Annotated in this window: 21 protein-coding genes and 1 tRNA gene; 3 read left to right on the top strand and 19 right to left on the bottom strand. The window is 39.4% G+C overall.

The annotated features are described in order from the left end of the window. Positions 1-448: 448 nt before the first annotated feature. The 11 genes from MKY54_RS10315 to MKY54_RS10265 all read right to left on the bottom strand — a co-directional run bounded on the left by MKY54_RS10315 (position 449) and on the right by MKY54_RS10265 (position 13,814). Positions 449-1,093: a hypothetical protein gene (locus tag MKY54_RS10315; RefSeq protein WP_076107537.1), complete on the bottom strand. Its 645-nt coding sequence runs from the start codon at positions 1,091-1,093 to the stop codon at positions 449-451. Positions 1,094-1,236: 143 nt separating this feature from the next. Continuing rightward, entirely contained in the window at positions 1,237-1,758 is a 522-nt protein-coding gene (locus tag MKY54_RS10310; protein ID WP_076184300.1) for a hypothetical protein, read from the bottom strand. A 21-nt stretch (positions 1,759-1,779) separates the two neighbouring features. Further along, complete coding sequence (locus MKY54_RS10305; protein WP_339190380.1) at positions 1,780-2,241, bottom strand: FMN-binding protein; 462 nt, start codon at positions 2,239-2,241, stop codon at positions 1,780-1,782. Positions 2,242-2,329: 88 nt separating this feature from the next. After that, positions 2,330-2,908: a TetR/AcrR family transcriptional regulator gene (locus MKY54_RS10300; protein ID WP_076124944.1), complete on the bottom strand. Its 579-nt coding sequence runs from the start codon at positions 2,906-2,908 to the stop codon at positions 2,330-2,332. A gap of 66 nt (positions 2,909-2,974) precedes the next feature. Next, positions 2,975-5,056 carry an alpha/beta hydrolase fold domain-containing protein gene (locus MKY54_RS10295; RefSeq protein WP_339190378.1) on the bottom strand — a complete coding sequence of 694 codons (2,082 nt, stop codon included), beginning with the start codon at positions 5,054-5,056 and terminating at the stop codon, positions 2,975-2,977. A gap of 207 nt (positions 5,057-5,263) precedes the next feature. Continuing rightward, a complete protein-coding gene (locus MKY54_RS10290; RefSeq protein WP_339191157.1) occupies positions 5,264-6,805 on the bottom strand; it encodes a glycoside hydrolase family 32 protein in 1,542 nt (513 codons plus the stop codon). Between the two features lie 103 nt (positions 6,806-6,908). Then, the gene (locus MKY54_RS10285) at positions 6,909-8,393 is read right to left on the bottom strand and encodes a glycoside hydrolase family 68 protein (RefSeq protein ID WP_339190377.1); all 1,485 of its coding nucleotides are present in this window, start codon (positions 8,391-8,393) and stop codon (positions 6,909-6,911) included. A 138-nt stretch (positions 8,394-8,531) separates the two neighbouring features. Further along, positions 8,532-9,809: an ABC transporter substrate-binding protein gene (locus MKY54_RS10280; protein WP_339190376.1), complete on the bottom strand. Its 1,278-nt coding sequence runs from the start codon at positions 9,807-9,809 to the stop codon at positions 8,532-8,534. A 29-nt stretch (positions 9,810-9,838) separates the two neighbouring features. Further along, positions 9,839-11,035 (bottom strand): helix-turn-helix domain-containing protein, encoded by a 1,197-nt coding sequence (locus tag MKY54_RS10275; protein ID WP_076304390.1) that lies wholly within the window; start codon positions 11,033-11,035, stop codon positions 9,839-9,841. A 5-nt stretch (positions 11,036-11,040) separates the two neighbouring features. Continuing rightward, a complete protein-coding gene (locus tag MKY54_RS10270; RefSeq protein ID WP_339190374.1) occupies positions 11,041-12,822 on the bottom strand; it encodes a histidine kinase in 1,782 nt (593 codons plus the stop codon). 209 nt (positions 12,823-13,031) lie between these two features. Further along, a complete protein-coding gene (locus MKY54_RS10265; protein WP_339190373.1) occupies positions 13,032-13,814 on the bottom strand; it encodes a helix-turn-helix transcriptional regulator in 783 nt (260 codons plus the stop codon). Positions 13,815-14,023: 209 nt separating this feature from the next. Here MKY54_RS10265 and MKY54_RS10260 point away from each other — a divergent pair, with 209 nt between their 5' ends. Then, positions 14,024-14,389 carry a VOC family protein gene (locus MKY54_RS10260; RefSeq protein ID WP_051491055.1) on the top strand — a complete coding sequence of 122 codons (366 nt, stop codon included), beginning with the start codon at positions 14,024-14,026 and terminating at the stop codon, positions 14,387-14,389. A 101-nt stretch (positions 14,390-14,490) separates the two neighbouring features. Here MKY54_RS10260 and MKY54_RS10255 read toward each other — a convergent pair whose 3' ends face one another. After that, positions 14,491-15,696, bottom strand: a complete 1,206-nt coding sequence (locus tag MKY54_RS10255; RefSeq protein WP_076184292.1) for an MFS transporter — start codon at positions 15,694-15,696, stop codon at positions 14,491-14,493. A 191-nt stretch (positions 15,697-15,887) separates the two neighbouring features. On the opposite strand from MKY54_RS10255, the gene MKY54_RS10250 reads away from it, so the two are divergent. After that, positions 15,888-16,460 (top strand): TetR/AcrR family transcriptional regulator, encoded by a 573-nt coding sequence (locus MKY54_RS10250; RefSeq protein WP_339190370.1) that lies wholly within the window; start codon positions 15,888-15,890, stop codon positions 16,458-16,460. A 333-nt stretch (positions 16,461-16,793) separates the two neighbouring features. On the opposite strand, the gene MKY54_RS10245 is transcribed toward MKY54_RS10250, so the two are convergent. Further along, on the bottom strand, positions 16,794-17,672 hold the full coding sequence (locus MKY54_RS10245) for an SDR family NAD(P)-dependent oxidoreductase (protein WP_339190368.1): 879 nt from the start codon (positions 17,670-17,672) through the stop codon (positions 16,794-16,796). A 165-nt stretch (positions 17,673-17,837) separates the two neighbouring features. Between MKY54_RS10245 and MKY54_RS10240 the strand changes: the two genes are divergently transcribed. Continuing rightward, positions 17,838-18,296 (top strand): MarR family transcriptional regulator, encoded by a 459-nt coding sequence (locus MKY54_RS10240; protein ID WP_076124930.1) that lies wholly within the window; start codon positions 17,838-17,840, stop codon positions 18,294-18,296. Positions 18,297-18,650: 354 nt separating this feature from the next. On the opposite strand, the gene MKY54_RS10235 is transcribed toward MKY54_RS10240, so the two are convergent. From MKY54_RS10235 to MKY54_RS10210, 6 genes are all read right to left on the bottom strand, one after another. Then, positions 18,651-18,723 (bottom strand) — tRNA-Lys (locus tag MKY54_RS10235). A 754-nt stretch (positions 18,724-19,477) separates the two neighbouring features. Then, positions 19,478-19,609 carry a hypothetical protein gene (locus tag MKY54_RS10230; protein ID WP_339190366.1) on the bottom strand — a complete coding sequence of 44 codons (132 nt, stop codon included), beginning with the start codon at positions 19,607-19,609 and terminating at the stop codon, positions 19,478-19,480. A 169-nt stretch (positions 19,610-19,778) separates the two neighbouring features. After that, positions 19,779-21,200: a hypothetical protein gene (locus MKY54_RS10225; RefSeq protein WP_339190364.1), complete on the bottom strand. Its 1,422-nt coding sequence runs from the start codon at positions 21,198-21,200 to the stop codon at positions 19,779-19,781. Between the two features lie 274 nt (positions 21,201-21,474). Next, a complete protein-coding gene (locus MKY54_RS10220) occupies positions 21,475-22,884 on the bottom strand; it encodes an ATP-dependent helicase (RefSeq protein ID WP_339190363.1) in 1,410 nt (469 codons plus the stop codon). A 25-nt stretch (positions 22,885-22,909) separates the two neighbouring features. Then, entirely contained in the window at positions 22,910-23,161 is a 252-nt protein-coding gene (locus MKY54_RS10215; RefSeq protein WP_339190361.1) for a UvrD-helicase domain-containing protein, read from the bottom strand. Between the two features lie 540 nt (positions 23,162-23,701). Next, positions 23,702-25,726 carry a hypothetical protein gene (locus MKY54_RS10210; protein ID WP_339190359.1) on the bottom strand — a complete coding sequence of 675 codons (2,025 nt, stop codon included), beginning with the start codon at positions 25,724-25,726 and terminating at the stop codon, positions 23,702-23,704. Positions 25,727-26,052: the final 326 nt, after the last annotated feature.

The raw sequence follows: 26,052 nt of genomic DNA, 5'->3' as shown, positions 1-26,052 counted from the left end.
TTAGTCCGCAAACGTATTCAGTAAATGAAATTTTATCCTAAACTATCTGAAAAGTATTTACAGTTTCTTTATATAATCCAGCAACACCAAGGCCTATCGGACCGAGGAGACGTTATTGGTTCATTTTCAAGAGAATTCTTCTGTTAACGGACTGAGATGCAACTATTTGGCTAATCCTCCTACTTTTATAGGCAATAAACAGACAATAAGTGCTATACGGTCCGCGAGTTCGGTAAATGGAGCTAAAAAGCAAAGATAAGCGCTATACAGTCCGTAGATGATGTGAACGAAACCTTCAAGCAGCAGGTTATCAGCTTAAAGCTATCAGCTCAAAGTAGATATGAATGAATTCATCAAGCAAGGATCTACTCTTTGAATGTCAAAAGAAAAAGAAACGGCATTTCTGCCGTTTCTTTGGGTTATGGATGGTCAGGGCTCAGAGCCTGTTTTACTCCAATCCATGTTCTTTGCGGATGTTATACATGCCTTGAACAAGCAGTTCGGATGGATCCCGGTTCAATTGCAAATGAGTCAGCAACAGATGAAGCGGGAATGCGCATACGTTATTCCCATCGGTGATCGCTGGAAATCCAGCCTCGAAGACTGGTCCCAATTTCTCGTTCCAAGCTAGCCCGACATGCACTTTTTCTGGAGCAAATTCTTGGGTAATTTCCTCAATACAAAGCGGAACTAACACATTATCAATGATCCCTTTTGCTTCTTCTTCACTTGCTGGTGGTTTTGGAAGTGTTTTGCCTCCCTCAATTTTCATCAGCTCAACGAAGAATGAGGCCATCCATGCTGCCGGATCCTTACCCGACTGGAATCTTGCAATTAACTCGCGCAGAAAAAATCCGCAAGAATACACCTGATCTAATTCAGTTTTCACGTGAAAAACAAAAACAGGGCCGTAGGCTTCCATGTTCAATACTTGTCCTTCAACATCTTTAAAGTGTACTCTCAACGCTACAAGGCCGTTATGGTGAACAGCCTTTAGCAGCTGCGCCATATCCTCTTCAGACATTTCTGTATTATCATTTACTTCCTCATTCTCATTTGTTATTTCATTTTCATTAGTCGTCTCATTGTTCATTTTATAATTCCCTCCCATACCTATCATACCATCTAGCGAATTGAAGGAACACTTTATAATAGAACAATTTCTACCAGATTGCAGAGAAAACAAAAAAACGGCAGCTTTACCGTTTCTCTGTTCGTCTCGCTGGAGCTTAAAAGCTAGGTCATATCCCTTACTTTCTTCACTATTTTTCCAGTTAATTGATTAATATCGCCCTCATTTAACTTATAAGCTGAGGTATCTTTACGTGCAGGCTTGTGATCTGCTGATATCAGATCTGCGATATGCTGCTCGATGAATACAACAGGGTCTGCTCCAGTTCTTTTTCTAAGCTCCCCTGGCACCTTCGGATTTGGACCGTCAGCTCCACCATTGATTGAAAGGTAACCATACTTTTGCGGATTTTTCTTCAAGTACTCTAAATAGGCACGGAGCGGTGTGGCCACTTTCCCCATCCAAACCGGTCCAAAAAATAGGATAATATCATATTTTCCTATTTGCTCAGGCTTCGGTTGAACCAACGGTATCCTGTCAAAAATCATATCAAAGGTAATCCTACCGAGTGTTCGGGGTTTAGCTTCCGAGATTCGTATATATTCAGCCGACAACGCTTTCGCCACACTCCTTGCTAATGCTTCATTATTACCTGTGAATGAATACGAAATGACTGCAATGTTCATATAAATTCTCCTTAAAATGAATTATTTCGTCTCCGCCTGCAGTAGGGCATTTTCGAGTGCCTTAAGATGTGTTTTAGAGGTAAGCGTTGCCCCGCTGATAACGTCCACCTGAAGAGACTGCGATTCAATCACATGACCAAACAAATCACCAATGCTTAGCCCACCCTTCAGCTCAGCAGGGTTCCCTGTTTTGTCCAAGGCACCTTTGAGTATTTTGATATCTGACAGCCGTCCAGCAGATATTGTGGCCTTCACCTTGGTATCTCTGGAATGATCTTTGATGCCAATGTATTCCCCCTCATAGGTGCCCTCCCGCAGTTTCTGTATATCTATGGCGTGGATAGTAAGCTGCTGAACTTCATGCCTTCCCGGAGCAGATAAGAGAATACCACCTATCCAACCTATGACTGTAATCCCGCATAGAATGCTGAGAACAATAATCCATTTATTGAATTTTCGCTTTTTTCCTCTTCTCTTACTCACCTGCTTGCCTCCTTCCTTTTGATTTAAAATTTGAATGAATATTTATTAATTCATTCATTTCACTAAAAAAAACTGCACCATAAGTGTATTAGGGGCAGTCTGTCAAACCCTTCATAATTAGTTCCAGCATATTGTCCAAAAGTTGTGGAAAATACTCCAGCCCGATTTCTTCCTTGTGGGTTTCCACATTAATCATTGCGCCGAAGATCATCATAATCATTTTACTATCCATATCGCTGCGCATTTTACCATCGGCTTGCCACTGCTTAATGATTTCATGGAAGCTATCATACAAGAAGTCGTTTACCTGAATGTTGGTTTCTTCCCGGTACAACTGTTCGATTTTTGCGAAAACACTTTTGTTATACCATTCCTTAAGAATGGGGTTGGCTATCATACCTTCCAAATTAAGCACCATCATCTGCCGTATTAGTGCTAATGGGCTTTGGCTCATATCGAGCGATTGCATACAGCTTTTTTTGAGCTTTTCGTTTTCCTCTAAAAAAATATCCATAAAAAGCTTTTCCTTGGAGGGATAATAGTTGTAAAAACTTCCTACAGCTATTCCAGCCATTGTGGTAATGCCAGAAACATTCGTGTCTTTAAAGCCTTTATTGCTAAATAGCTCTTTCGCACATTCGTATATCTTTGTTTTTTTGTCTTCCACTTTTCGTCTCTCCGTGAATGAATAATTATTTTTTCATTCATATCATAGTGTTAACAGCATAATATGTCAATGCACAAATAGATCACCAAAAGCATCAACATCCTTAGCCGAACCAATGCCGCTGTTAAATTCCACCCAGCCCTTACGCTCCTCACCATCATTGTCATTGACCAATAACGAAAATTTCAGCTTCATTCCTGGCTTCACCTGTACATCGTCGGATTTTAGTTCACGCCAGGGAATGGCTAGTTCGTAGCTGGTTTTTGAATCTTTACGTTCCACGGCATACTGTAATTCTATAACATCACCCAAATTAAACCCCTTGGGTGCCAACCAGCACCATTTGAGTAATTCGCCCGTATCTCCGCGAGCCACACCGAGTTCATGGTACTCAGAAGGCACCGTTCCATCCCCGTTGGCAATGCCAATTCCAATCTGGATGCTGTCCCCACTCCAGATGGCATCTCCTGATGCTGACTGTGCATGATAATCATCGATAACTTCTACCCCAAGGTAAAGATTGTCGGCATCCCATGCTAAGGAACCCTTGGCGCTGAGATCCTGCTCTCCTTGCCAGCCCATGATTTTGACATCCTTCACATCAAAGGGAGCTTGATTCCCCCAGTCCGACAAGTTGCCATCGATTTGGACAGGCGGACTGAGTTTCGGCAACAGAAGCACGTTAAAAGAATCAACTGCCGATTGCAATAAGGTACCTATATCATTAAAAACTTTAAGCGACCGCTGGCCTCTTGCCAGCTCAGGAATCTCAAGACGAACGCTCTTACCCGGCTCCAGATTTTCCACAGTCGAAGCATAAGTACCTCGGGTAGATCGTCCCGTCTCATAATCAGCTTCCACTGAACCGCTGAAATTGCTTGTAGACTGATTAGTAACATCCATGTAGGTTTTTATCTCCTTAGTAGACTCCTCATAAAAAGTCTCGTAATACACTGCCAGCGGATCGATTACGTTGATATTCATAGTGAAGCTTGATGCCACTGTAGGATCTGCACCCCGAGAGACGAACAGCGAATCGTTTCCGCGCACCAAGCTTTCCGGAACCTGTATCCGCAGCGAACCTTCGTCTTCTCCACTAAGCAGCCATCCCTCTGGCAAATCGATATTAAGCGGCTCCTTCGATGCGCTGCGATAAGCTTCAGGCAGCTTAATATCAAAAGCAGAACCAGAAGCAACCGTGATCCCCGAATTTTCCGGAAGACTCGCAAGGTCCGAACTGTTCATGACATTCCACAGAAAATGTGCTGTCGTCTCCATAATTTCATCGATGTATTTTTCATTTTTATAATCATGTCCGACTCCCTCCAGCGTGAGCAGATTATGATAAATACCTTTCTCTTTCAATTGAGCGGCTAGGTCAATACTTTGCTGGTACGGCACCATTTTATCTATCGTTCCATGAATAATTAGGACAGGCGGCAGCTTGCTGTCAGCACTTCTTGTCAGTTCACCACCATAAATATCTATAATGGAAAATACAGACTTAACCAGGGAGGGATCTCTTGCTAAGGATAGATTCACAAAGTTCATGGCCAGATGACCTCCTGCTGAATCTCCGCCAATAACTATACGTTCCTTGTTCAATCCATAAGTCTCCGCATGCTCATTAATCCATTTGATCACATCGTTTATATCCTCATTCGCATCATTAAGTGTGCGAGTAAAATTGAAAAACGGATCTTTTTTTAGCCTATAATCAATAGTGAGAACAGCATACCCCCGTTTCGCCAGGCCTTCGGAAAAATCTGCTGCATCAGACTTATCCCCTCCGGTATAACCTCCGCCATGAATAAAAATAAATACTGGCCTCTGCTTGGTTTCATCTCCAATGGGCTGGTACAAATCGAGCTTCAGCGGTTCTTCAGCATCCGTCTCGTTTTTCTTACTTGCATACAAAATATCGTGTTTCACTGTAACTTTATATGCGGGATCCAAGTACTGCACCGGAGTTTCTCTGTTATTTACAGTAACGTTAGCCATTGTTGTGTTAGTACCAACAGTACTCGTAGGCAGCACTTCCTGCACTTGCTTCTCTGAGGCGCTGTTATTTTCCCGGTGATTCAGCAGCAACCATGAACCTAATACAATAAACAGAATAAGAACAACATAAATAGGCCTTCGCTTCATTAGGACAACCTCCCAGAATGATTTTGAAACCAAAAAAGTAACGTGATGCCAATAACATCATTCTAGAATTCAAGATAGCGTTTAACAATTATGTATTCCTTCGTGAATTAGGTTTAATATTACGAACTTATAATAAAAAAAGAGGACATCCATAGGTTGGAGTGCCCTCTTATTGCGCAAGAATTAGAAAAACTCTGTATATTCATTCTAATCTTTGCCAAAATGCTTAATTACAACATTATTAAAAATCGCGGTGCCACCTTCAGAAAACAAGGTAATGCCTTGATCCTTTATTTCCGGGAAGATTTCATTAGAAAATACAATTTCACCATCATCTATAAAAACTTCAATACTTGTTCTATCCACAAGGATCTTCAGATGCACTTTTTTCTTGTTCACATCAAAGGGGGCCTTGCTTTCAAGATATCTGTCACTCTCATCAGGTTGTCCAGTGAAGGCTCTATTAACATAAGAATATTGTCCTTCAACAAACACTCCTACGTCCACGTGGCGCGTCTTATCTGCGGATTCACGAAGTCTTAAGCCTACATTGGTACTCTCTGACCAAGATAGATCTGCATCGAGCTGGTAATTTTCGCCTGTGATATCAAGTGTTGACGAGCCGTTCACTTTTATTTGTTGCAAGGAATCCGTTGAAGTTACCATTTGATCTAATGCTTCGATGGGCTGTGATACTAACTGATACGACTGCTCTTCATCTCGTGTTAATTTTATTTGACGCACGATTGAATCCATTCCGTTAAAACCTTCGTTAAGATTGGGGGTAACATGAGGGTAATCCCAATTATTCATCCAGGCCAAAGCATATCGATGATTGTATTGATCCTTGTCCTTTCCTTCTTCAAAAGTTACAGCACCATACCAATCAAATCCATAATCTAGCCACTGTGGTTCATGATGATCCGCGATAAATTCATTCTCATTAAAATCTCCAGTCCAGTAGGCATACGTGTTAGGTTTACCTATCGACTTACCATTTGCACTGACCCCAAGAACCCATTTATAGGTGCCATCATTCGCCCGCATCATATAGAAGTCAGGACACTCTACAATTCCAATATTTTCTGTTTCGAAGCCACTTGTGTAGTGCCAATCCTTTAAATTGTCAGACTCGTAAAAGCCCACTTTCGTACCTTCGGCTAGCGTCATCACCCATTTATGAGAATGTTGATCCCATATTACTTTCGGGTCTCTAAAATCTTCCGTGCCCGGATTTGGCAAAATAGGATCATCACTATAAGATTTAAACGTCAGCCCACGATCCGTACTGAACCATAAATATTGTTCTTGCTTCCCCGTCTCTGCAGAGGGCTGTGTTAAAATTGCCACAATAGCCCCTTCGCCAAAACCTGCTGTATTGCTATCGTCAACAACAACAGATCCTGACCAGGGATCACCATTGGGTGTTGTATATTTTGGAATCGCAACGCCTTCATCTGTCCAGCTCACCAAATCCGTTGATGTGGCATGTCTCCATTCTGTACCATTTCCATCCGGGTAATCAGCATTATAGAGATAATAGTAATGATATTTACCATCAAAATAAATGGGTTTCTGCGGATCGTTTTTCCAATGCTCAGGTACAGTGAAATGATAGCTAGCCCGAGTGGTAGGTTTATGATCAGGAACGTCGGTCCCCGGCTTCTTCTTCTCTCCAGCGTCATAAGTTACTAATACTATCGTCACAATACAAATTAAACAAAGGATTAATATAGTGATTCCTATCATTTTTTTCTTATTCAAAATATACCTCGCTTTTTTCACATTGCTAATCTCAGCTTATAAAAAGAAAAGTAAACGCCAACTACATTGGCATTTACTTTGTAAATGATTAATACGGTTTGTTACCTTTAAGCGTCAATTGCCCTTGTTCCAAAATGCTGTTCGGTACAACTGAAGTCTTGGAGCCTTTAATATTCAGCACAAAGCTTGGGGCAAAAGTGGAATGATGATCCCCAAAGTAACCTCTATTCGTCATGTAACTTGTGATGACTACATTATTACCTTTCACTTGCGGAATCGCAAAGTGAGCATAAGTCCAGGTAATATCATAAGGATTAAGATCTTGATGGAGGACAAGTCCTGTACCATTTAATGGTTTATACGGTCCGGTTAAAGAATTAGATACGTACCCGAGCATATAGATGTCTTCATCATCAATGCCATCAATGAACATTTTAGAACCTCTTGAGCTTGTGAACAGATACCACTTGCCATTCAATTTAAATATGTTCGCACGTTCAATTTCATCTGTCACGGTGTTGGAGGCAAGTAGCGGCTTCATTTCTTTTTTGAATGTATAATCATTATTTAATTCAATGATACCGAGCGCACCATTCGCGATTTCCGCAGATGTTTTGTCAGCACTGCTTAGTAATTTCTTTTTCTCCGCTTGGAAGAAGGCATTGCTATTACCATAATAAGCTTTGTTAAAAAGAGAGTCTTCTCCCTGGTAACCCGTAGTTGTCCCTGTATTTGCTTCAAATACAAGATACTTGTGGCCTTTATCCTCCACATAGTGAGGATCTCTTAAGGTATGATTATCGTCGTAATCGCCTTTGCTAAAACCGGTGATATCAACACTTTGATAAATCTCACCTTGATTACCGTCATAGATGGATTTCATATCTTCTACGCCATCAATCTTAAGGGTATCCCCATCCGGGGCAGAGACATTAATTTGAGCTGTAGTTAAAGTTTGTTTCCCGTAAAATCCGCGATCTGGATCCCAAGGATGACGATTGGTGTAAAACAAGCGAACTTTGCCATCAGATGTCATGGTTGCTGAACCGGACCATTCTTCGGCTTGATTGTTTAAAACATAATCATCAGGAACAAGTTTGTCACTATCCTTAAACACTCTGCCGGCATTCTTCCAGCTGCTGATAGAGTTGTCTCCTTCTTTCTTATAGAACAAATAAATAAATGTGTCTGATCCATTATTAGGGTCGCCCGCCAGACCAAAAACAATTTGATACCCCTTATAACTGGCTACAGTTCCATCTGCATTTTGCAGCGGCCAAGTATCCCAAACATCCATTTCAATTTTGTTTCCATTCTCATCGAACTTAATGGCTGCAGGAATGTTCTCAATCGTTGAAGCATCAAATTTTGGGACTTGGAATTGTTTACTATTTTGTTGTTTGGGTAATTTTAACATGTCAGCGCGAGTGATATGAGAGAAACCATAGTCATTGTACTCCGGCTTGTTCGGCTTGTTATTTCCTTTCGCAAAGGTTTGAGTAGCTCCACCTAACATTAAAGCAGCTGTAAAGGTTAGGATTGTTGTTTGTTTAATCATTTTCTTGAAATTCATCATCTAACTCCTCTTATACTTTAAATTTGGGTTTCGATCTTCCTTTGTGCTGTTCCCCTTTTAAATTCTAATGAAGAGTAGACGTTATGAGTATGTCGTGAATTGATGCATTTACAGGGTTATATTGATTTGGTTTTATTACTTCACATGGGTATCCCACGATTTTTGAAGTTCTTGAAGCAATTGATCCCGATTAATTTGCTCTCCTACATAAGCTTGCATAAGATAGCCAAACTCCTCTCTTGCTCTGGGAGGGAATTTGAACCAATTCCAAGATAAAGTTTTCTGTTCATCGACGTATCGCATAAGATCTTTTACAAGCGCTCCCGAACGGTCCGTCTCTATATTTTTAAAAGCTGAAATAAAATGAAAGCGATCCTTCATGAACTTTTTCCCTGTTTCCGAGGAAACCATCCAGTTCAAAAACTTTTTGGCTTCCTTCTTCTTTTCTGGCGAAGATTCTTTATTAACAGCCCAATTATTAGATACCCCTACTGGCAACGCATTGTTTTCGGCACCATCATTAATAGGCATGGGTAAAAAACCGATATTCATATTCGGCGATATTTGATCAATTTTAGACTGAACCCAATTCCCTTGTTTTAGAATCGCCGTTCTCCCTGTTGCAAATAACTCAACTTCCGAATTATAATCTGTTGTCAAAAAATTTTCGTTACCATATTGTACGGTCAAATCCAGCATCCGAATGACATCTTTAACTTCCTTATTCTCTCGAAAAGATTGTGTTCCGTTGTTTAACCCTTGAATAAAAGCATCCGGGTCCTCCTGTTGTGCAATAGCAATATTCAACAGGAGTACAAAAAACCAATGATCGGAATACCCAACAGAAAAAGGAGTCACACCTATAGCCTTCAGCTTTTTCGCCGCCACTTTTAATTCCGTAAACGTTGTTGGGAGAGGAGTAATCCCAGCCTTTGCGAATAAATCCTTATTATAAATAAAACCGTAGCCTTCAAAATTGATTGGCATACCGTATATTTTCCCGTCCATCTTCATCGGTTCTAGCGCCTCGTCATAAGCCTGTTCCACCCAAGGTTGATCTGATAAATCCTCAAGATATCTACTCCATGCCTTCGCTTCTTCATAACCGCCATTTGGAAAAATATCCGGACCAACATTGGCCGCAAACCTCGCCTTTAGCTCATCAAGGTAGTTAGCTCCCCCGCCAAAGGTTAGAATTTCTACGTTAATATTCGGGTTTTCCTTTTCATATTCCTTAACCATCTGCTCGAATTCTATAGAAATTTCCACTTTAGGATTCAGTACCTCCAAAGTGACTGCCTTATCCGCTACCTTCAAATCCGCTTCCTTCAGTGGACGTGTATTCGCACCACATGAAGAAAGCGTTAGCGTAATCAACCCCACGATAATCATTTGAACCCTTTTTATTTTCATAATTCCCCCAGATGCATTCAACAATGAACTTATGTATTGGCTATCCTGACTTCCGCGTCTATTTCTCTTGCTCCCTGTGAATTACGATATTCAGCAGGCGTCATACCGACGTTTTTTTTGAACAGCTTAGAGAAATAAATCTCATCTTGATACCCTAGCTTTAAGGCAATCGAGTACATCTTTTCATCCGATTCTAGTAACCACTGTTTCGCTTGATTTATTCGTAAATGAATGACGTAATTAGTAAGAGTCATCCCTACTTCTTGCTTAAATCTCCGCGAGATATGTTCTCGGCTCAGAAAAAAACGGGTGGATAATTTGTCCAAACTTAGCTCTTCCATATAATGCTCATCAACAAATGCGACAATATCATTCATACGCCTAACATCATCTAAATCCGCCAAACGATGGATTGCTCTAAAATTTTGTTCAGCCATAGACCTTTGTACAGATTGAAAAGATAACGATATCTCTGCGAGCGATTGGATGGAGGGACCACTAACCAAACGAACAGGTATATCAAAATGCTGGGTAATCCATTCCTCTATCGGGAAAAACTGTCCATGAAGGGACAGAATCACACAGACATTAGGATCATTTTGAAGCGTAAATGCATTTCCCCACTCCCGTGTAGCCAGTTCTTCGGTCAAAAGTTGAATGTATGGCTCCGAATAATGAGATTGGTAAAAATACATCATGGTGAAGTCGTATACTTCTGCCTGTGGGAGAGCCGAGGCAATTTCGCCTGCATCAAAAGCTTCACCGTTACAAGCAGCAGTAATCTCCCTGTTTAAGCGAAACATTTTTACCTCTTCATAAAATCCGGACTCCATATTGCGACGTTCTCCCTCTTCTTGTTCCCAGGCTCTCAACGCCCCTTCTAAAGTTTCATTCAGCATTTTCTCTTCAATTGGCTTCATCAAATAATCAAAGCATCCCAGCTTAAACGCTTTACGCATGAAACAATAATCGTCAAACCCTGAAATCATAATCACTTTTCCCGGATAGTCTTTAGCAGCCAACCACTCGATTAACTCCATCCCGCTATTTTTGGGCATTTTGACATCTGTCATTATGATTTCTGGAGATTTCTGCTCAATCAACACCTTAGCCTCGAGACCATTTCTGGCTTCCAGCACTTCGGTAATCCCGTATTGTTCCCACCGTCCCAAAAATCGGATGATTTTTCTAACATTAGACTCATCATCTACAATAAGAGCTTTCATAAACGTTACTTCTCCTTTAGGTAGAGTGGAATTACTAGCCGTACAGTGAACCCTTGTCCCTGCATCGAATCTAGTTTGATTCCCGCTGTCTGATCGAAATGAAGAACCAAGCGATCATGAATGTTTTTTAACCCGATATGCGCAAAAGAAGGAATGCCTTCGTTAACCGGTGTGTAGAGATTATTTTTTAATGCCTCAAGTTCATCATCCGTCACGCTGTTTCCGTTATTTTCTACGACTAGATTCAAATAATCACCTTGTATTTCACCATAAATATGGATGTAAGCTTGTTCATAGCCCTCGTCATAACAGTGCTTAAAAAAGTTCTCAACGAGCGGCTGCAAGATCATACTAGGAACCGGAATATCAAGAATATCTTTAGGTACATCAATGGAATAGCTAAAATCAGTCTGAAAACGTTCCGCTTGAAGATTCAAATAAGCCTGTACATAATCCACTTCGCTTTGAACCGTCGCCTTCTGATCCACACGAATTGAGTACCGCATCATTTTGGATAAAGAGGTAATCAGTTGATATACTTTTGGAGATTCAGAGAGTAGGGCAACAGCAGCAATGGATTGTAAAGAATTAAATAAAAAGTGCGGATTGATCTGCGACTTTAGCGCCCTATGCTGATTTTTCCTGTTCTCTATCTCAAGCTTATACTCCCGGTCAATGTGACGGTTGATCCGATTCATCATCTCCTTGATGTGTCTTTCTAGAATACCGATTTCGTCCTCCCGCATATCGTCGAATGGGGCATTCATATTCCTCCCCTCGATACGCTGGACTTTTTGACTAAGCAGTTTTATCGGCCGTGTAAATCCATAAGAAATGATTGTTATCATTATCAAGCCCAGTCCACCTACAACCACACCTACAATGATGTTTGTATAGGCAGTTTTCCTTACATCTTCAAATAAAAAAGAGCTCGGGGTTACCTTAGCAAAATGCCACTCTTTTATCGGTTCCTGCAATGTTCTAGTAAACACAATATCTCCTTCTGGAGAATTAGCAGCTGCCTGTGCCGGACTTATTTTCCTTTGCAGTTCATCGGGAACGGTTTTGCCTATCCATGTTTCATCACTTGCGTAAATGACATGATTCTCCGCATCGGAAAGCCATACGCTCTCTTTATTTTTCTGTAGAAAATGATTAGCGATATGAGCAATCTTGTCCAAATCAATATCTATAGTGATGACGCCCAGAAATTCCTGTGTTAGGACATCCACAATTTTGTGATGAACCGTCAAGACCATCGTTTTATCCGAAGGAGGCATAATGGAGGTATCGTTATAGTTCTCAATCGGATGCGGAGCTTCAATAAGATCATTGCTATTAGAGCTCATCAGCTTCTGAATGGAAGCTTGCTGTAATAAATCCGGATTCCTTTTACGGGAACTTAACATGGCATTATAAACTGTAAATGAGCTTTTCCCTTCGTTTATGAATAGACGGACCTGACGAATTTCACTCCTCATGAGATAGAAGTTAGTCATACCCTTATTAATTTCAAGCTGCTTGTAATAAAAATCTTCTTCTAACCCTTCTTCAAACACCCTGAATAAGTCTGGATTTCGGTATAAAATATATGGAAGATTAATGATTTCATCAAAATATTGCTCTAGATCGGCTGACGCCTGCTGAATTTGCTCTTGGCTGTTCTCAAGTTCATGTCGTTCCACATTCTCTTTCGTCTGCCGATAGATCAACAACACGGATAAAAAATACGGTAGAATTATAAACACAAGCAGCAAGAATAATAAGCGCTTATGAATGCTTTTCAAATAAATACTCCTCTGTAAAAATTTCGGTTTTCAGCAAAAAATCTAATATCAGGTTTTATATTTTCACAAATATCCAACACAAAATCAAAATACTTGTTGCTGAGCAACAAGTATTTTTGCCGGATCAATATATGACAAACGCCAGTCGTTTATTACCCAAATTATATCCATATGAAACAACCGTAAAGAAATTTCCGCAAATTAATCAGCTATTTGAAAATTGAAATAATTACCTGCACAATGGGTTTCCAAAGATGTGGATATTCTTGCTGAATTAACTTTCTTACCTCCTCCCCCTTGATGTCGTTGAAATTATTATCTTGAGTAATAAAGGTATAAGCACCTTTTACGGTATCCCCTATAGCTATATGCCCGCTTGCATACCCACCCATTGCAATATGGGAAGCGATAGAGAGACCACCCAAGGAGAACATACCTACAGCTAAACCTCCAACAGCAAATATTCCCAATGCTATTCCACCAACGGCCATTGTACCCGCCGCAATGCCCCCAACGGCTAACAAAAGCCCTAGAGCCAGACCTGCAAAACTGATGAGTCCTAGAGCAAGCGCACCTAAACATAATCCGCCCAAAGCAACAATACCAATGGATACCGCACCAATCGCAACATTACCTATGGCAATAACCCCTTTGGCAACGTATAGCCCCCGTCCGATATGGATATGAACCAGAGGAATTCCAAAGCATGTTCTCTTACTTTTGTACTCATAATGAAACAAGGAATTCAGATCTACATATACGGGGCTTGCGACATGCTCTGCTTTGGTATCGCTTGAAGCATCCTTCACCAGATGATCCAAACTTACGTGAAATAATTCACTTAAACTAATCATCTTATCCATTTCGGGATAGGATTGACCTGATTCCCACTTAGACACGGCTTGCCGCGAAACACCAATCACCTCCGCCAAGTTCTCCTGGGACATTCCTCTCTGTTTCCTATAGCTTTGCAATTTATTTGCAAAGTCCATTCGCCATCACCTCATGCTCATCATATTATAACGTTCTGTAATTGACTACCTATCTCCCCTTACATACTGTCAACCACTGGTTGCACAGCTGATTTTGCGGGCTTTTATCCTCATTAAACGTTCTTGATTTCCCATTCTCCCTGTTTCCGGGCAAGATGATAGCGTATAATATACGATATAGAATATTCATCAGAGGAGACTATCAAACCATGAAATTGAGTATGAATTGGATTACGCTTCGGGTCCGCGATCTGGAGGCTTCCCTTCATTTTTATAACCGGATACTGGGGCTACCCATTGAGCGTAGATTTGAGAGCAGTGGAAAACAGATCGTCATGTTAGGTCTGGAGGGGCAACCCAAGATCGAGCTTATTCAGGGAAGTGACCCGGCTTTGAAGCCGGAATGTGGCGTTTCTGTGGGTTTCGAAGTGGAGTCACTTGATGAAGCGATGGAGAGTTTAAAAAGCCAAGGTATCCCAGTAGCGCGCGGACCAATCGCACCCAATCCCCACCTGCGGTTCTTTTATATCCTGGACCCGGACGGGTTTGAGGTGCAGTTAGCGGAGCATAACTAACGTTTATCAAGCGTTATTACCTCAAAAAGAAATAGACCGCCCTAACCAAAGGTAGCGGTCTATTCTGCCGTAAGCCTAACCCCCACTCTTAAAGCAAGGATTTATTCAACAGCTTTAGTTGATCTTTTTTCAGTGAAAAAGTAAACCAAAGCCAATAGCGGCAGGATCACTCCGATGAGTGAGGCGAAGGTCCATCCCCCATAGGCATAAGCCCAACCACCCAAAGATGATCCAACGGCTCCACCCACGAAGAAAATCGCCATAAAGATCCCATTAAGACGTCCCCTCGCTTCACTTCCCAATGAATAAATCACACGCTGTCCGAGTACAAGATTTCCGGATACGGCCATATCCAATGTAATCGCGGAAATAAAGAGCAGGATGAGAGCAAAAGTTGAGTGGCTATGGAAAAGATGAATTAGTAAAAAAGACAAGGTGGCAATGATCATGGCCAGCCCGGTTAACCATTTGCTCCAACCTTTATCTGCCAGTCTTCCAGCAATCGGCGCGGCAACAGCCCCACCAACACCTACTAAAGCAAACCATGCGATACCTTGCTGCGACATTCCAAAATCATCCGCCAACCGCAACGGAACCACCGTCCAAAAGAGACTAAAAGCTCCAAATAAACAAGCTTGATATAAGGCACGTCGGCGCAATATAGGCGTTTGTTTTAAAAGGGTGCCTAAAGAGACAATTAATTTACTATAGCTTACCGAAGGTGCAGGTTTACGTTCAGGAAGAAATCGCGACAGCAGAATGGCTAACAACGTGATGACGACCGCTGAAAAAATAAAAACGGCTTGCCATCCCCAGATGCTGGTGATAAAGCTTGCCACGGGCCGGGCAAACATAATACCAAGTAAAAGTCCACTCATAACATTACCAACCACACGCCCACGCTGCTCTTCAGACGCTAAATAGGTGGCATAAGGCACCAGGATTTGAGCTACCACAGAACCGGTTCCTATAAACAAAGATGCTGTCAGGAACAAAGGCGCATTAGCTGCGAAAGCTGCAACCAGCAATGCACCCACTGCAACCATTAACGTGATTATCGTGAGACGCCGATTCTCAACAATGTCACTCAGAGGCACGATAAATAACAAACCTACAACATAACCGATTTGAGTTAAAGTGACGATCAAGCCTGCGGCTGTAGAAGAAAGTCCTGTCGAGACACTGATAGGTCCGACAAGGGTTTGAGCATAATAAAGATTGGCCACGATAAGCCCGCATGCCGCTGCTAACATAAACATCATCCAACTTGATATGTGGTTCTCTTTCGCCGCTTGTTCTTTTTGCATGTGAATCCTCCTCAGATGATCATAATAATTTAAATACTATACGTTCAGTTCACTAATTAATGTTTAAATAATATACTGAACGTATCGTTTTGTAAATAGGCGATGGTGATTTATTTTTCCGGATTTTTTAGTATACTGAACGTATAGTTTATATTTTGATTGGAGACAGATTAACGAAAGGGTGATTTCAGATGGAGAGTAAACGAGGACGTCCGCGTAATGTTGAGACGGAGAAGTCTATTCTTTCCGCTTCCTATGATTTGTTATTGGAAAATGGTTTTGGAGCAGTTACGGTAGAAAAAATAGCGGATCGTGCCAAGGTCAGCAAAGCTACGATATATAAATGGTGGCCTAACAAGGCTGCCGTGGTGATGGATGGATTCCTATCCTCGGCTGCGGACAGACTGCCCGTACCTGACACAGGTTCAGTATTCGATGATATTCTCATGCATGCAACGAACTTATCCCAGTTCCTGATTAGTCGAGAGGGTAAAATCATTACGGAGATCATTGGCGAAGGACAGATGGATTCAGGCTTGGCGGAAGCTTATCGGACCCGATATTTCCAGCCTCGTCGGCTTGAGGCACGGCTGCTTATGGAACGAGGTGTTCAGCGCGGGGAATTGAAGGATAATCTCGATATTGAAGTTGTTACCGATCTTATTTACGGGCCGATATTCTACCGCTTGCTGGTGACCGGCCAACCCATAGACGATGCTTATGTGCAGCAGTTGGTGAGGTACGCTTTTGAAGGAATACGGTAACTAATGGGAACGGTAAAATAGACCGCCCTCTCTCACAAGGGATCGGTCTATTTCTGATCGTAGTACTATAAAATGTCGGACTGGCGGAAGGTTGAGATACAACGGACCGAGGTGCTCTTATTTTCTCATTATGAGGCGTTTTCCCAAGCTATCGGACTCCTACGCACTTATCTAGTCTTTTAAAAGCAAAATACTGCTACTGATGAGGGAATAAGTGCGATACGGTCCGATCACTCGACTAATTTCATTAAATAAAGAAAATAAGAGCTATACAGTCCGCAGGATCATGAATGTGTGATTCGAACGGACATGAGGTTAGTTTCACTAATTAAATCAGTTTCCAAATAAACCTTTCTGCTGCAAAATGTCTCGCGTATCGTTCCATAATTTATTTTCCATTACCTTATCTCCTCCCGGTTGTACGGGTACAATGGGATTGCCTGTCCCAACGTTAAAATATCCCCCACTGCTCTCTTGATACTTAGGATCGGTCATTAAACGAATAATGATCTCCGCTCCTTTACGAGGATCGCCAATACGAAAGAAATTCAATAAGTGCTTAAGCATCGAAGAAAACCAAAGTTCACGCCCGAGACCTGTAACGTTAAAACCCGGATTCAATGCATGAACACTGATTCCCGTTCCTGCCCAGCGGCGTGCAAGCTCACTGGTAAACATAATATTTAACAGTTTGGTTTTCCCATAAATCTCAGAAGATCCTCTGGAAGTAAAAGAAGCTGTATTGAGCAAATCTCCTGGCAACTTTAGTACTCCATGACGGCGTGAAGCTTCTGAAGCAACATTTATGATTTTTGCACTTCCTGCTGCTCTCAAAGAACGTTCTAAGGTATGTGTCAATAACCATGGTGCAAAATAGTTCACAGCCATCATTTCTGAGAATCCATCGGCAGTTATCCGCTGTTCAAACCCATGAAGCCCTGCGTTATTTATTAACACGTCTATCTTCGGAAAAACATTAGATATTTCTTGTCCTAACCTAGTGACATCCCTCATTGAGGATAGGTCTCCGTAAAAAAAACTAATTTCGGCTGCTGGTACGCTCTCCTTTATCATTTTTCCAGTTGCTTCCGAACGCGTTTTACTCCTTGCAGTCAGAACAAGATGGGCACCTCGCTTAGCCATTTCAAGTGCAACGAGTTGTCCCAAACCGCTTGTAGCTCCAGTAATTACAATAATCGGCTTTGTCATCATCTACATTCTCCTTTATATCAGGAATTCATCAGGGGCAATTTCATTTTGACAGCGTATTGTCCAAATCATATAATTGATATATATCAACTATATGTTGATGATTGACATATGTCAACTAAATAGATGTATGACAACTTTAAAATACAAGGTTAGGTGGTCAAAACAATGAATGCCGAACGTAAAGACACGTTGAGAGGGCAATTAGAACTGAAGCTAGGTGGACAAATTAGTGCCCTCATTAGTGCTTCGCATGCCCTAAATGTCAGAACTGCTGCCGCTTTCGATTCATCTATACAGCCTGCTGCTTTCCATATAGTCCGTTGGCTGTACTCTTATGGACCAACAAGCGCCTCTGTGTTGGCAGAATCAACGGCTATGGATCGTAGTTCAGTCAGCCGTCTCATCAAGCAACTCGAGAATTTGGGTTATGTTAGAAGAGAAGACTCTCCTAATGATCGTCGAGCCATCCTTCTTACACTCACTGAACTTGGACGACAAAAAACCTTTGATGCGCTGCAGGATAAGGAATTCATATTTTATGAGCGCATAGCTCAATGGGATAATCAACAGCTTGAAACCTTTATTCAAATGCTTCAGGAGTTTAATGGATTTAATGATAATTAATAAATGGGAACAAAAAAAGAAACAGCATCTTGCTGTTTCTTTAGATATGGATTGTCTGTAATTGGAGCCAGCAATTGTCATTGATGTTCATGTTCGGCATGTTCATTATTGCATTGCTCAACTACCTCAAAAAGAAATAGACCGCCCTCTCGCAAAGGAATGCGGTCTATTTCCTGACTAAACTTCCGGAGCCGCCGCCCTTAAAAGCGGCTATTGCACTGGGAGTCGTGTTTCCGCACGACTCTCTTTGCATTGTACGTTTTATCTACCCAAACTATACCACGATCAAAACCAAATAAAAAGTCACTCTTCCCCAAACAGCAAAAAAACGGCATTTCTGCCGTTTCTTTAGGATGGACTCTCAGGGGCTCGAACCCTGGACAAATAGATTAAGAGTCTACTGCTCTACCAACTGAGCTAAGAGTCCATATGATGTTTGGTGGAGCCAAGGGGGATCGAACCCCTGACCTCATCGCTGCCAGCGATAGAGATGGTCTAGGATATAGTAAGATTAATTACGAAAACAGCTTATTATATATAGGTTTTATCTAATGTCATAAGATCTATTGAGTTCTTATAGGATGCTTGGTGACGAGTTTTGTCCCCAGTTCGTCCCCATTAATAATACTATTTATTTCCGCACTCCGCATGGCTTGAGTAGTGATCGCAGACATATGATGTAGAGGAGTTTACCTTACGACTTATAGAACATAAAGTGTTATTAATGAAATAAGCGCCTTAAGCCACCTAACATTCACTTAATGATGTTTCAGTGGTGGAGCTCGGCTAGAACACAAGATTTTTACATTATATTGTTTTAGATGGCCAAGAGTCTTGTGTATATTGGAAGCAAACCTAACGTTGTGATCTCCATTATATAACCACAACGTTTTATGAAATACACTTCTTACAAATGATTACTACACCTGACAAATTTATAAATTACTTCCTCTTGATCTGCAACTTATTCACGGTGAAGAAGCAATGTTTATTCCTACATGCAATAATTTCAGATATTCACTTTTGCTCTATTTATGCGTTATTTTAAGGCTTAAATAACAGATAGACGAAGAGTTAATGTTATGCCAACTTGAAACATCAGATAATATACCAGACTCTTTGACTTCCGATAACTCATTTCAAGTTCCATCTGTCTTTATCTCGGATCAGTTAAACCATCTTTAGTAGACTTCATCCTCATTGCCCAGCTTTATATAGAAATCACGAAGTTCAAGAATATTATACAAGCTCATGCTTTCGATTTCTTTTATCGTCTTTCTGTCATGCTCTTTATCAATCATCCCGCTTATCATCAGCTCTTTTGAAATTATATGAATCCATTACTCATACATATCAACCTGTGTATTTATTCCATCTCGGTCGTTCGGAGTTCCAGTAATCATGGCATCAATCATATATCTGTTCTGCATATCGTCGATCAATCTTTTAACAATCTTATCCTTGCTTTGCTCTATTAAAATGTTATTTCTTACTTAATTCTATTTGTAACCATTTATCATCCTGTGGAAATAACACCTTCGCTTCATTAAAATAATAATTCAATTCATCATATGTTCCTAGCAAATAACAGCATTCTATAACATGGTGATACGAATCACAATCCGTCGGTTCTAACTCAATGATTCTTAAAAAAACATTTTTTGCTTTGCTAATATTACTACGCTCACCTGTTCTTTGTAATAAACAAGCATAGTTATATAGCAGATTTAAATCACGACATCCCATCGGTTCAAGCTCTACACCAATTTGAGCCAGTTTTAAAGCTTCACTTTCTCGATTAGTATTTCTGTAATAACTCGATGCATTAGAGAAAAACTCAAAATGCTGATTCATTAAACATTCAGTAATATTTATCTCAATCAAATGATCTAGTTTTTTCATAATATTATCACTAATCAAATCTGGTGATTTAATGTAACCAAAAATCAAATTTGATAGAAATGCAGAATTGTAATGTTTCCCTATACACGTCCAAAGTAAGTTTATACCATCTTTGTATTGATTATTATTATATTTAATTATTGAAAGTTGAAAATATGATTCAAGCTCATAGAAAAGTGGCAATTCGTCAAATTCACCTTTTTCTATGAGATCAACTATTCCATTTAGTTTCTCTTCTTTGCGTTCAAATAGTCTTAAGAATCTTAAAATTTGTTTTGTTTCTGCATCCAAAGAGTTTTTGATTTCAATTGTTCTATTGAATATAGCATCATATTTTTCATTAATTAATAAATGAGCTTCACATACTTTATATTTACTCGCCTTCTCTACTAAAATTTCTGTCCCCCATTTTGTATTTCGTTTTACAATTACGTCAAATATTATGCTCATTAAATTAAGAATACAATTCAATTTCTCAACAGAATAATAGAGAAAGCTAACATAAAATCTATCGTCAGAATACTCACTAATAATTGTTGGATATTCAAATTCATCAAAATGCTGAAAATACAATTTATTATCCACAATAATTATTGATAAGTCTTCATACTCATGGATTCTTAAATTCCTTAATGATGCAATTTCTTTATACCACTGTAACTTTAAAAGTTCTTTTTCATGTTCTTTTAAGTTCGATTCAAATTCTTTATAGAACGAATTATACTTTTGTTTCTTATCATTCTTATAATAAATATTGTAAGTCTTAAATATTAAATCCATTAACATTGATGTTTCTATAAAATAATTATAGATCAATTTTCGATCTAGCTTGTTTTCTTGATCAATACATACATCAATGATACTCTCAATCGTTGCGATACATTTTTTCATTTTATGCTCAAGTAAGCAGTACTTTTCACAAACCTTCATTGATTCTTCAACTACGAAATAGTTGTTTATGTTATTAAAAACCGAGTGAACATCTTTAAGTAAGTTCTCCAATGTTTACCTCCAAAACTTGTTTGTTAATTCACGCTGATTAGAAAACCCATAGTATCTTTATTGAATCAATTTTGTAAGAGAAAAATCAAAAACATTAACGTGAATGATCATTTCAGTATTACTCTCTTCGCATCTTACAATTGTTTCATTTGCAATCCTCACTTTTTTTCCTAATAATTCCATCTTCTACATCATAATAAACCAAATTAGCTAAGCAATGTATAGCTATTTCTTAGGTTAATTACCATGAACCAGAAGTAAATCACCCTTGTTGTTAGTGATATATTTCTTTAACCAAACCCGTTTTCGTTAACATCTCATAAAGTTCATTTATTCTTTCGTTACTCTGTACGTCGGTAAACCTTGTTTTTCTAGAACTACAAAAGGTAAAATCCACACGTGCTTTAGCTCTTGATAGAGCTACGAAAAATGCACATTTATCTTCATCCGGTTGCTTTGTGAAATTCCAGAAGGCAGAATCTTCAAATCCAATAAAAAATACTGAATGATATTCCAATCCTTTACTTTTATGAATTGTCATGATTGGAATTGAGTTTTCACCCATAAAATTCTCAACAGCAACTTTCCAATCATTTGAAACCAAGTACTCCATCCACAATAACTTTTTAAAATTCATTATTATCTTCAAATAATAGGCTTTGTTCTTATATTCTGGGAACATTGCAGCAAGCCTGTCATACGATAATTTCTCCAGAATGATATCGACATTTTGATTAAAGATCTCCTCATCGGTAATACCATGAATGTTTTTAGAGAATGTCCTAATTACTTCATTCACTTCGTTTTCAATACGAATAAACTCTTCTGCCTTTGAATTCTCATCCAACGATTCAATTTCACAAAGAAAGTTATTTATATACCTCCATGCATGCGGATTTGGTTTCGATGCAGTAAGCATAAAAATCAAAGCCAGAACCTTAACAATTTCTTCCTTTAACAAATCTTGATAGACAGTTTCATTTCTTGCCTTAATACCACTAGTTTCTAGTCGTTTAATTACATTCTCACTGTATGCATCCACTGTTTGCTTAACAAGAATACATATATCATTGGTCTTAACACCATTTTTTATTAAATCTATTATTTCATTGCACAAAACATCAGCTTCGGCATATTCATCATAGAAAAATCTCAGGTAAGCTTCACCCATTTGACTATCCCATTTAGGAGAAGACTGAATATCAGTTGCATTCTCATTTAAATTGGCATACATGGCCTTTTGTATTTCTACAAGACGTGGTGTTGACCGATGATTCATTAACAAAATTTCTTTTGTAGCCTTGAAATCACTTGAATAGTCATCAAAAACTGTTTTCCTTGCACCTGCCCAAAGCATGATCCGTTGTTTACTATCTCCTACAGCAGTAAATATAGCTTTAGAATCTAGAAAACAGGCTTTAATAAGCTCATATTGTATTGTAGTAGTGTCTTGAAACTCATCCAAAAAAATATGGCTATACGTTAATTGTAATGACTTTTTTATCATAGGGTTTGTTCTGATAAGTTCAGTGGCTAACTTTGAAATAGCTAAAAAAGACAGGATACTTACACCATTGTTTTCACTGTTTTGACCTATATCATAGTTTTTATTAGGCTTAATATTGGTAGGCAGTCCATTCATAAAGCGATCTAGCAACGATTTAGCAAATGCATCGAATGTCATAGAATCAAATCTTGACACTAATTCTTTACCGCTCAACACGGTCTTTTAGATTTTGAGCAGCGTCCTTCTTGAAACTTATAGCAAGTATCTTTTGGGGATTTATACATGTATTGGTTTCTAACAGAAAGCTAGCTCTTTGTGCCAATAGTTCTGTTTTCCCTGAACCAGGACCTGCCATTACTAATTTGTTAGTATTGCAAGTAGCAACAAGCATCGCTGCATCTTCTAAAATAAAGCCGTCTGTAGGCACCCACTCATTACAATTTTTCCATTGCAAATCACCACCCCCCTATACATAACACTAGTTTGATTTTGTGATAATCTCATTTACAAACTTCTGTAAGCAATTCGGAAAGTCTTCAAATACTAAATCCTCATTTTCAGTAAACAAGACACGATGAGTAGTCATACGTTTCAACATTTGAACTCTCCTATTATCAGTTATATAAACTCTTAATTAAATCAATAATGGAATTCTATTACACTTTTATTAGAGAAATGCTATGTTTGACACTTGAGCAAATATTCTACTGATTGTAAAGGTTGCCTAGAGAGCTTTCATTTTGGCCTCACTCGACACTGAAGTTCCTCACGTTGCGTTATCCGCTGGCTTCGTTTGTGATTCAAGCTATGCCCTTTTTTAAAGAATGCCATGATTTTTTCGAATACAAATTGAAATTTATAACAGGTGTAACTTGATCTCCGTGCTACAAAACTTACTATGGATGCTAATTAAGGTTTTTTAATAGTCATCTAAGTTATATCTTTTCTAGAGATATACTCCTCCTGTAGTAAAGTCCTAATAAGAACTATTGCCTCAATTCATCTCGTCTTTCCTAAAGGTAACCTTATCTACTACATATGTGGCTCCAGATGTAGAATCTGTGTGAACATGAACTCTTGCTGTCACCGCCCCTACTGGCGGCTTTAATGTTCCCTTCACAGTTGTCCATTTGTTTAAAACTTTTGCATCTGCCAATGTGACTCCGCTAATCAACCTTCCGGATATATCGTAATAATTTACAATGAATTTTACTGCTCCGCTTGGCAAACTTATTATATTAATCAGACCGCTCAAAGTATATGATGATTCAGCAATTACAGCTACTTCTTGATATATTCCACCTACACCGGTCATTACTATTTTTTGGGCTTGAGTCCCAGAAACTTCAATTGAGGTTGTCAATTGATAATCACCATAGGCACCATATTTCCCCCAGCCATCTGCAACACCACCGATTTGAGAAGCCTCGAAATCCCCGTTTGCCAGCATATTTGCATCTGTACTTTTCTTGAAATTAACCATATCTACTACATATGTACCTCCAGTTGAGGATGCCATGTGAACATGAATCCTCGCTATCACGGCTCCGATAGGGGTTTTAATAGTGCCTCCCATGGTTGTCCATATGTTTAAGCTACTTAATTCTACCAATGTCACTCCACTGATTGCTTTTCCCGAACGATCGAAATAATCAATGATTAGCTTTACCGCCCCATTTTGCAGGCTACTTATATTTATACGGCCGTTCAAGTCATATAAAGTATTTCCACTTACAGCTATATCTTGATATAAGCCCCCAGCACCAGTCATCGCAAGTCTTTGGGATTGTTTTCCCGAGGTTACAGTCGAACATATAAGTTGGTATACTCCTGTGGCTCCATATTTTCCCCATCCATCTGCAACACCATCAATTTGGGATGCTTCAAAATCCCCATTTGCCAACATATTACCGTTGTTACTTTTTTTCATAGATACCATATCTACCAATACTGTGCCTCCAGATGAAGAGGTCACTTGTATATGAATTCGTGCTATTCGAGCTCCTACTGGCGTCTCTATTGTTGCACCCGTGGTAGTCCATGTATTGAGCACACTTATTTCCGCTACATCCTCTCCACCGAGCGCTTTTCCCGAAATATCAAAATAATCGACAATCAGTTGAACCTTTCCATTCGACAAGCTACTTATATTTATTCGAGCATTCAAGTCATATAGAGTATTCCCACTTACAGCTATATCCTGATACAGACCTCCTACGTTAGTCATCGTAAGCTTTTGAGACTGGGCTCCGGAAGTCACATTTGAGGCTATGAGTTGATATTCACCAATAGCCCCGTATTTTCCCCAACCATCTCCCACACCATTCATTTGAGATGACTCAAAATCTCCGTTTGCTATTAAATTACCATATGTGCTCTTCTGCATTGAAACCATATCTATCAAAAATGTACCTCCAGATGAAGAGGCAACGTGAAAATGTATCCTTGCCATAATCGTTCCCTTTGGCGTTCTTATTGCTCCTCCAATGGTAGTCCATACGTTTTGCACACCTATTTCTGCAAGAGTCTCTCCACTGATTAAATTACCCGAAGCATTATAGTAATCAACTCTCAGCATCACCGTTCCATTCAGCATATTACTTAGGTTTATTCGACCATTTAACTCAAACGCAGTATCCTCACCTACCTGTATATCCTGATACAATCCTCCCACACCGTTGGTTATTATCTTTTGAGACTGTTTACCACTTACCACACTATTCACTTCTATTTCACTCTTTGGTTGTAGAAAACCCGGTCCAGAATAAGTGTTCCAGTAATTCGCAGTACCACTGCTAGTATCAGAAATTTCAAAATTCCCATTTCTTATTAAATTACCATTCGAATTTTTCCTCATTAAATTCCCATTAAAATCATAATAAAAATCAACAGCATTATTAAATGATTTCACTGATTCCAATCGACCATTTTTGTCATAAAAATACTCTTTTGCGTAGGTTTTTTGTGGCAAAACACTAATAATAACAAATAAGAAAATTAATAATTTGATTTTTTTCAATACTCTCAGCTCCAAAATTATATAATTATGAATTGTCCGGTATGTCTTGCAAAAACTACTGTACCTTTTCAGACCCCTTACTAACTTTCTCACCAAAAATCAATTCCGCTTGCACATCTAGTTCGTTCCATGTTAGGAAAAGTACTTCTTGAACATTTTCAGGGACACCTTTGATATAAATATCGTAGGAGACTGCGGAGGTACTGAATAGATATGTCTTTGCAAAATTTCCTTTACTTTAATTGAGTAATTTTTCATTCCATCATAAGAATATTAACTCATAGATTTATCAAAGATCTTTGTCTCTAATGTGCCTTGATTATAAG

Source organism: Paenibacillus sp. FSL P2-0121, assembly GCF_037975345.1.
Lineage (GTDB): Bacteria > Bacillota > Bacilli > Paenibacillales > Paenibacillaceae > Paenibacillus_AQ > Paenibacillus_AQ odorifer.
The sequence above is the reverse complement of the archived record's forward strand: the minus strand, read 5'-3'. Positions and strand labels throughout refer to the sequence as shown.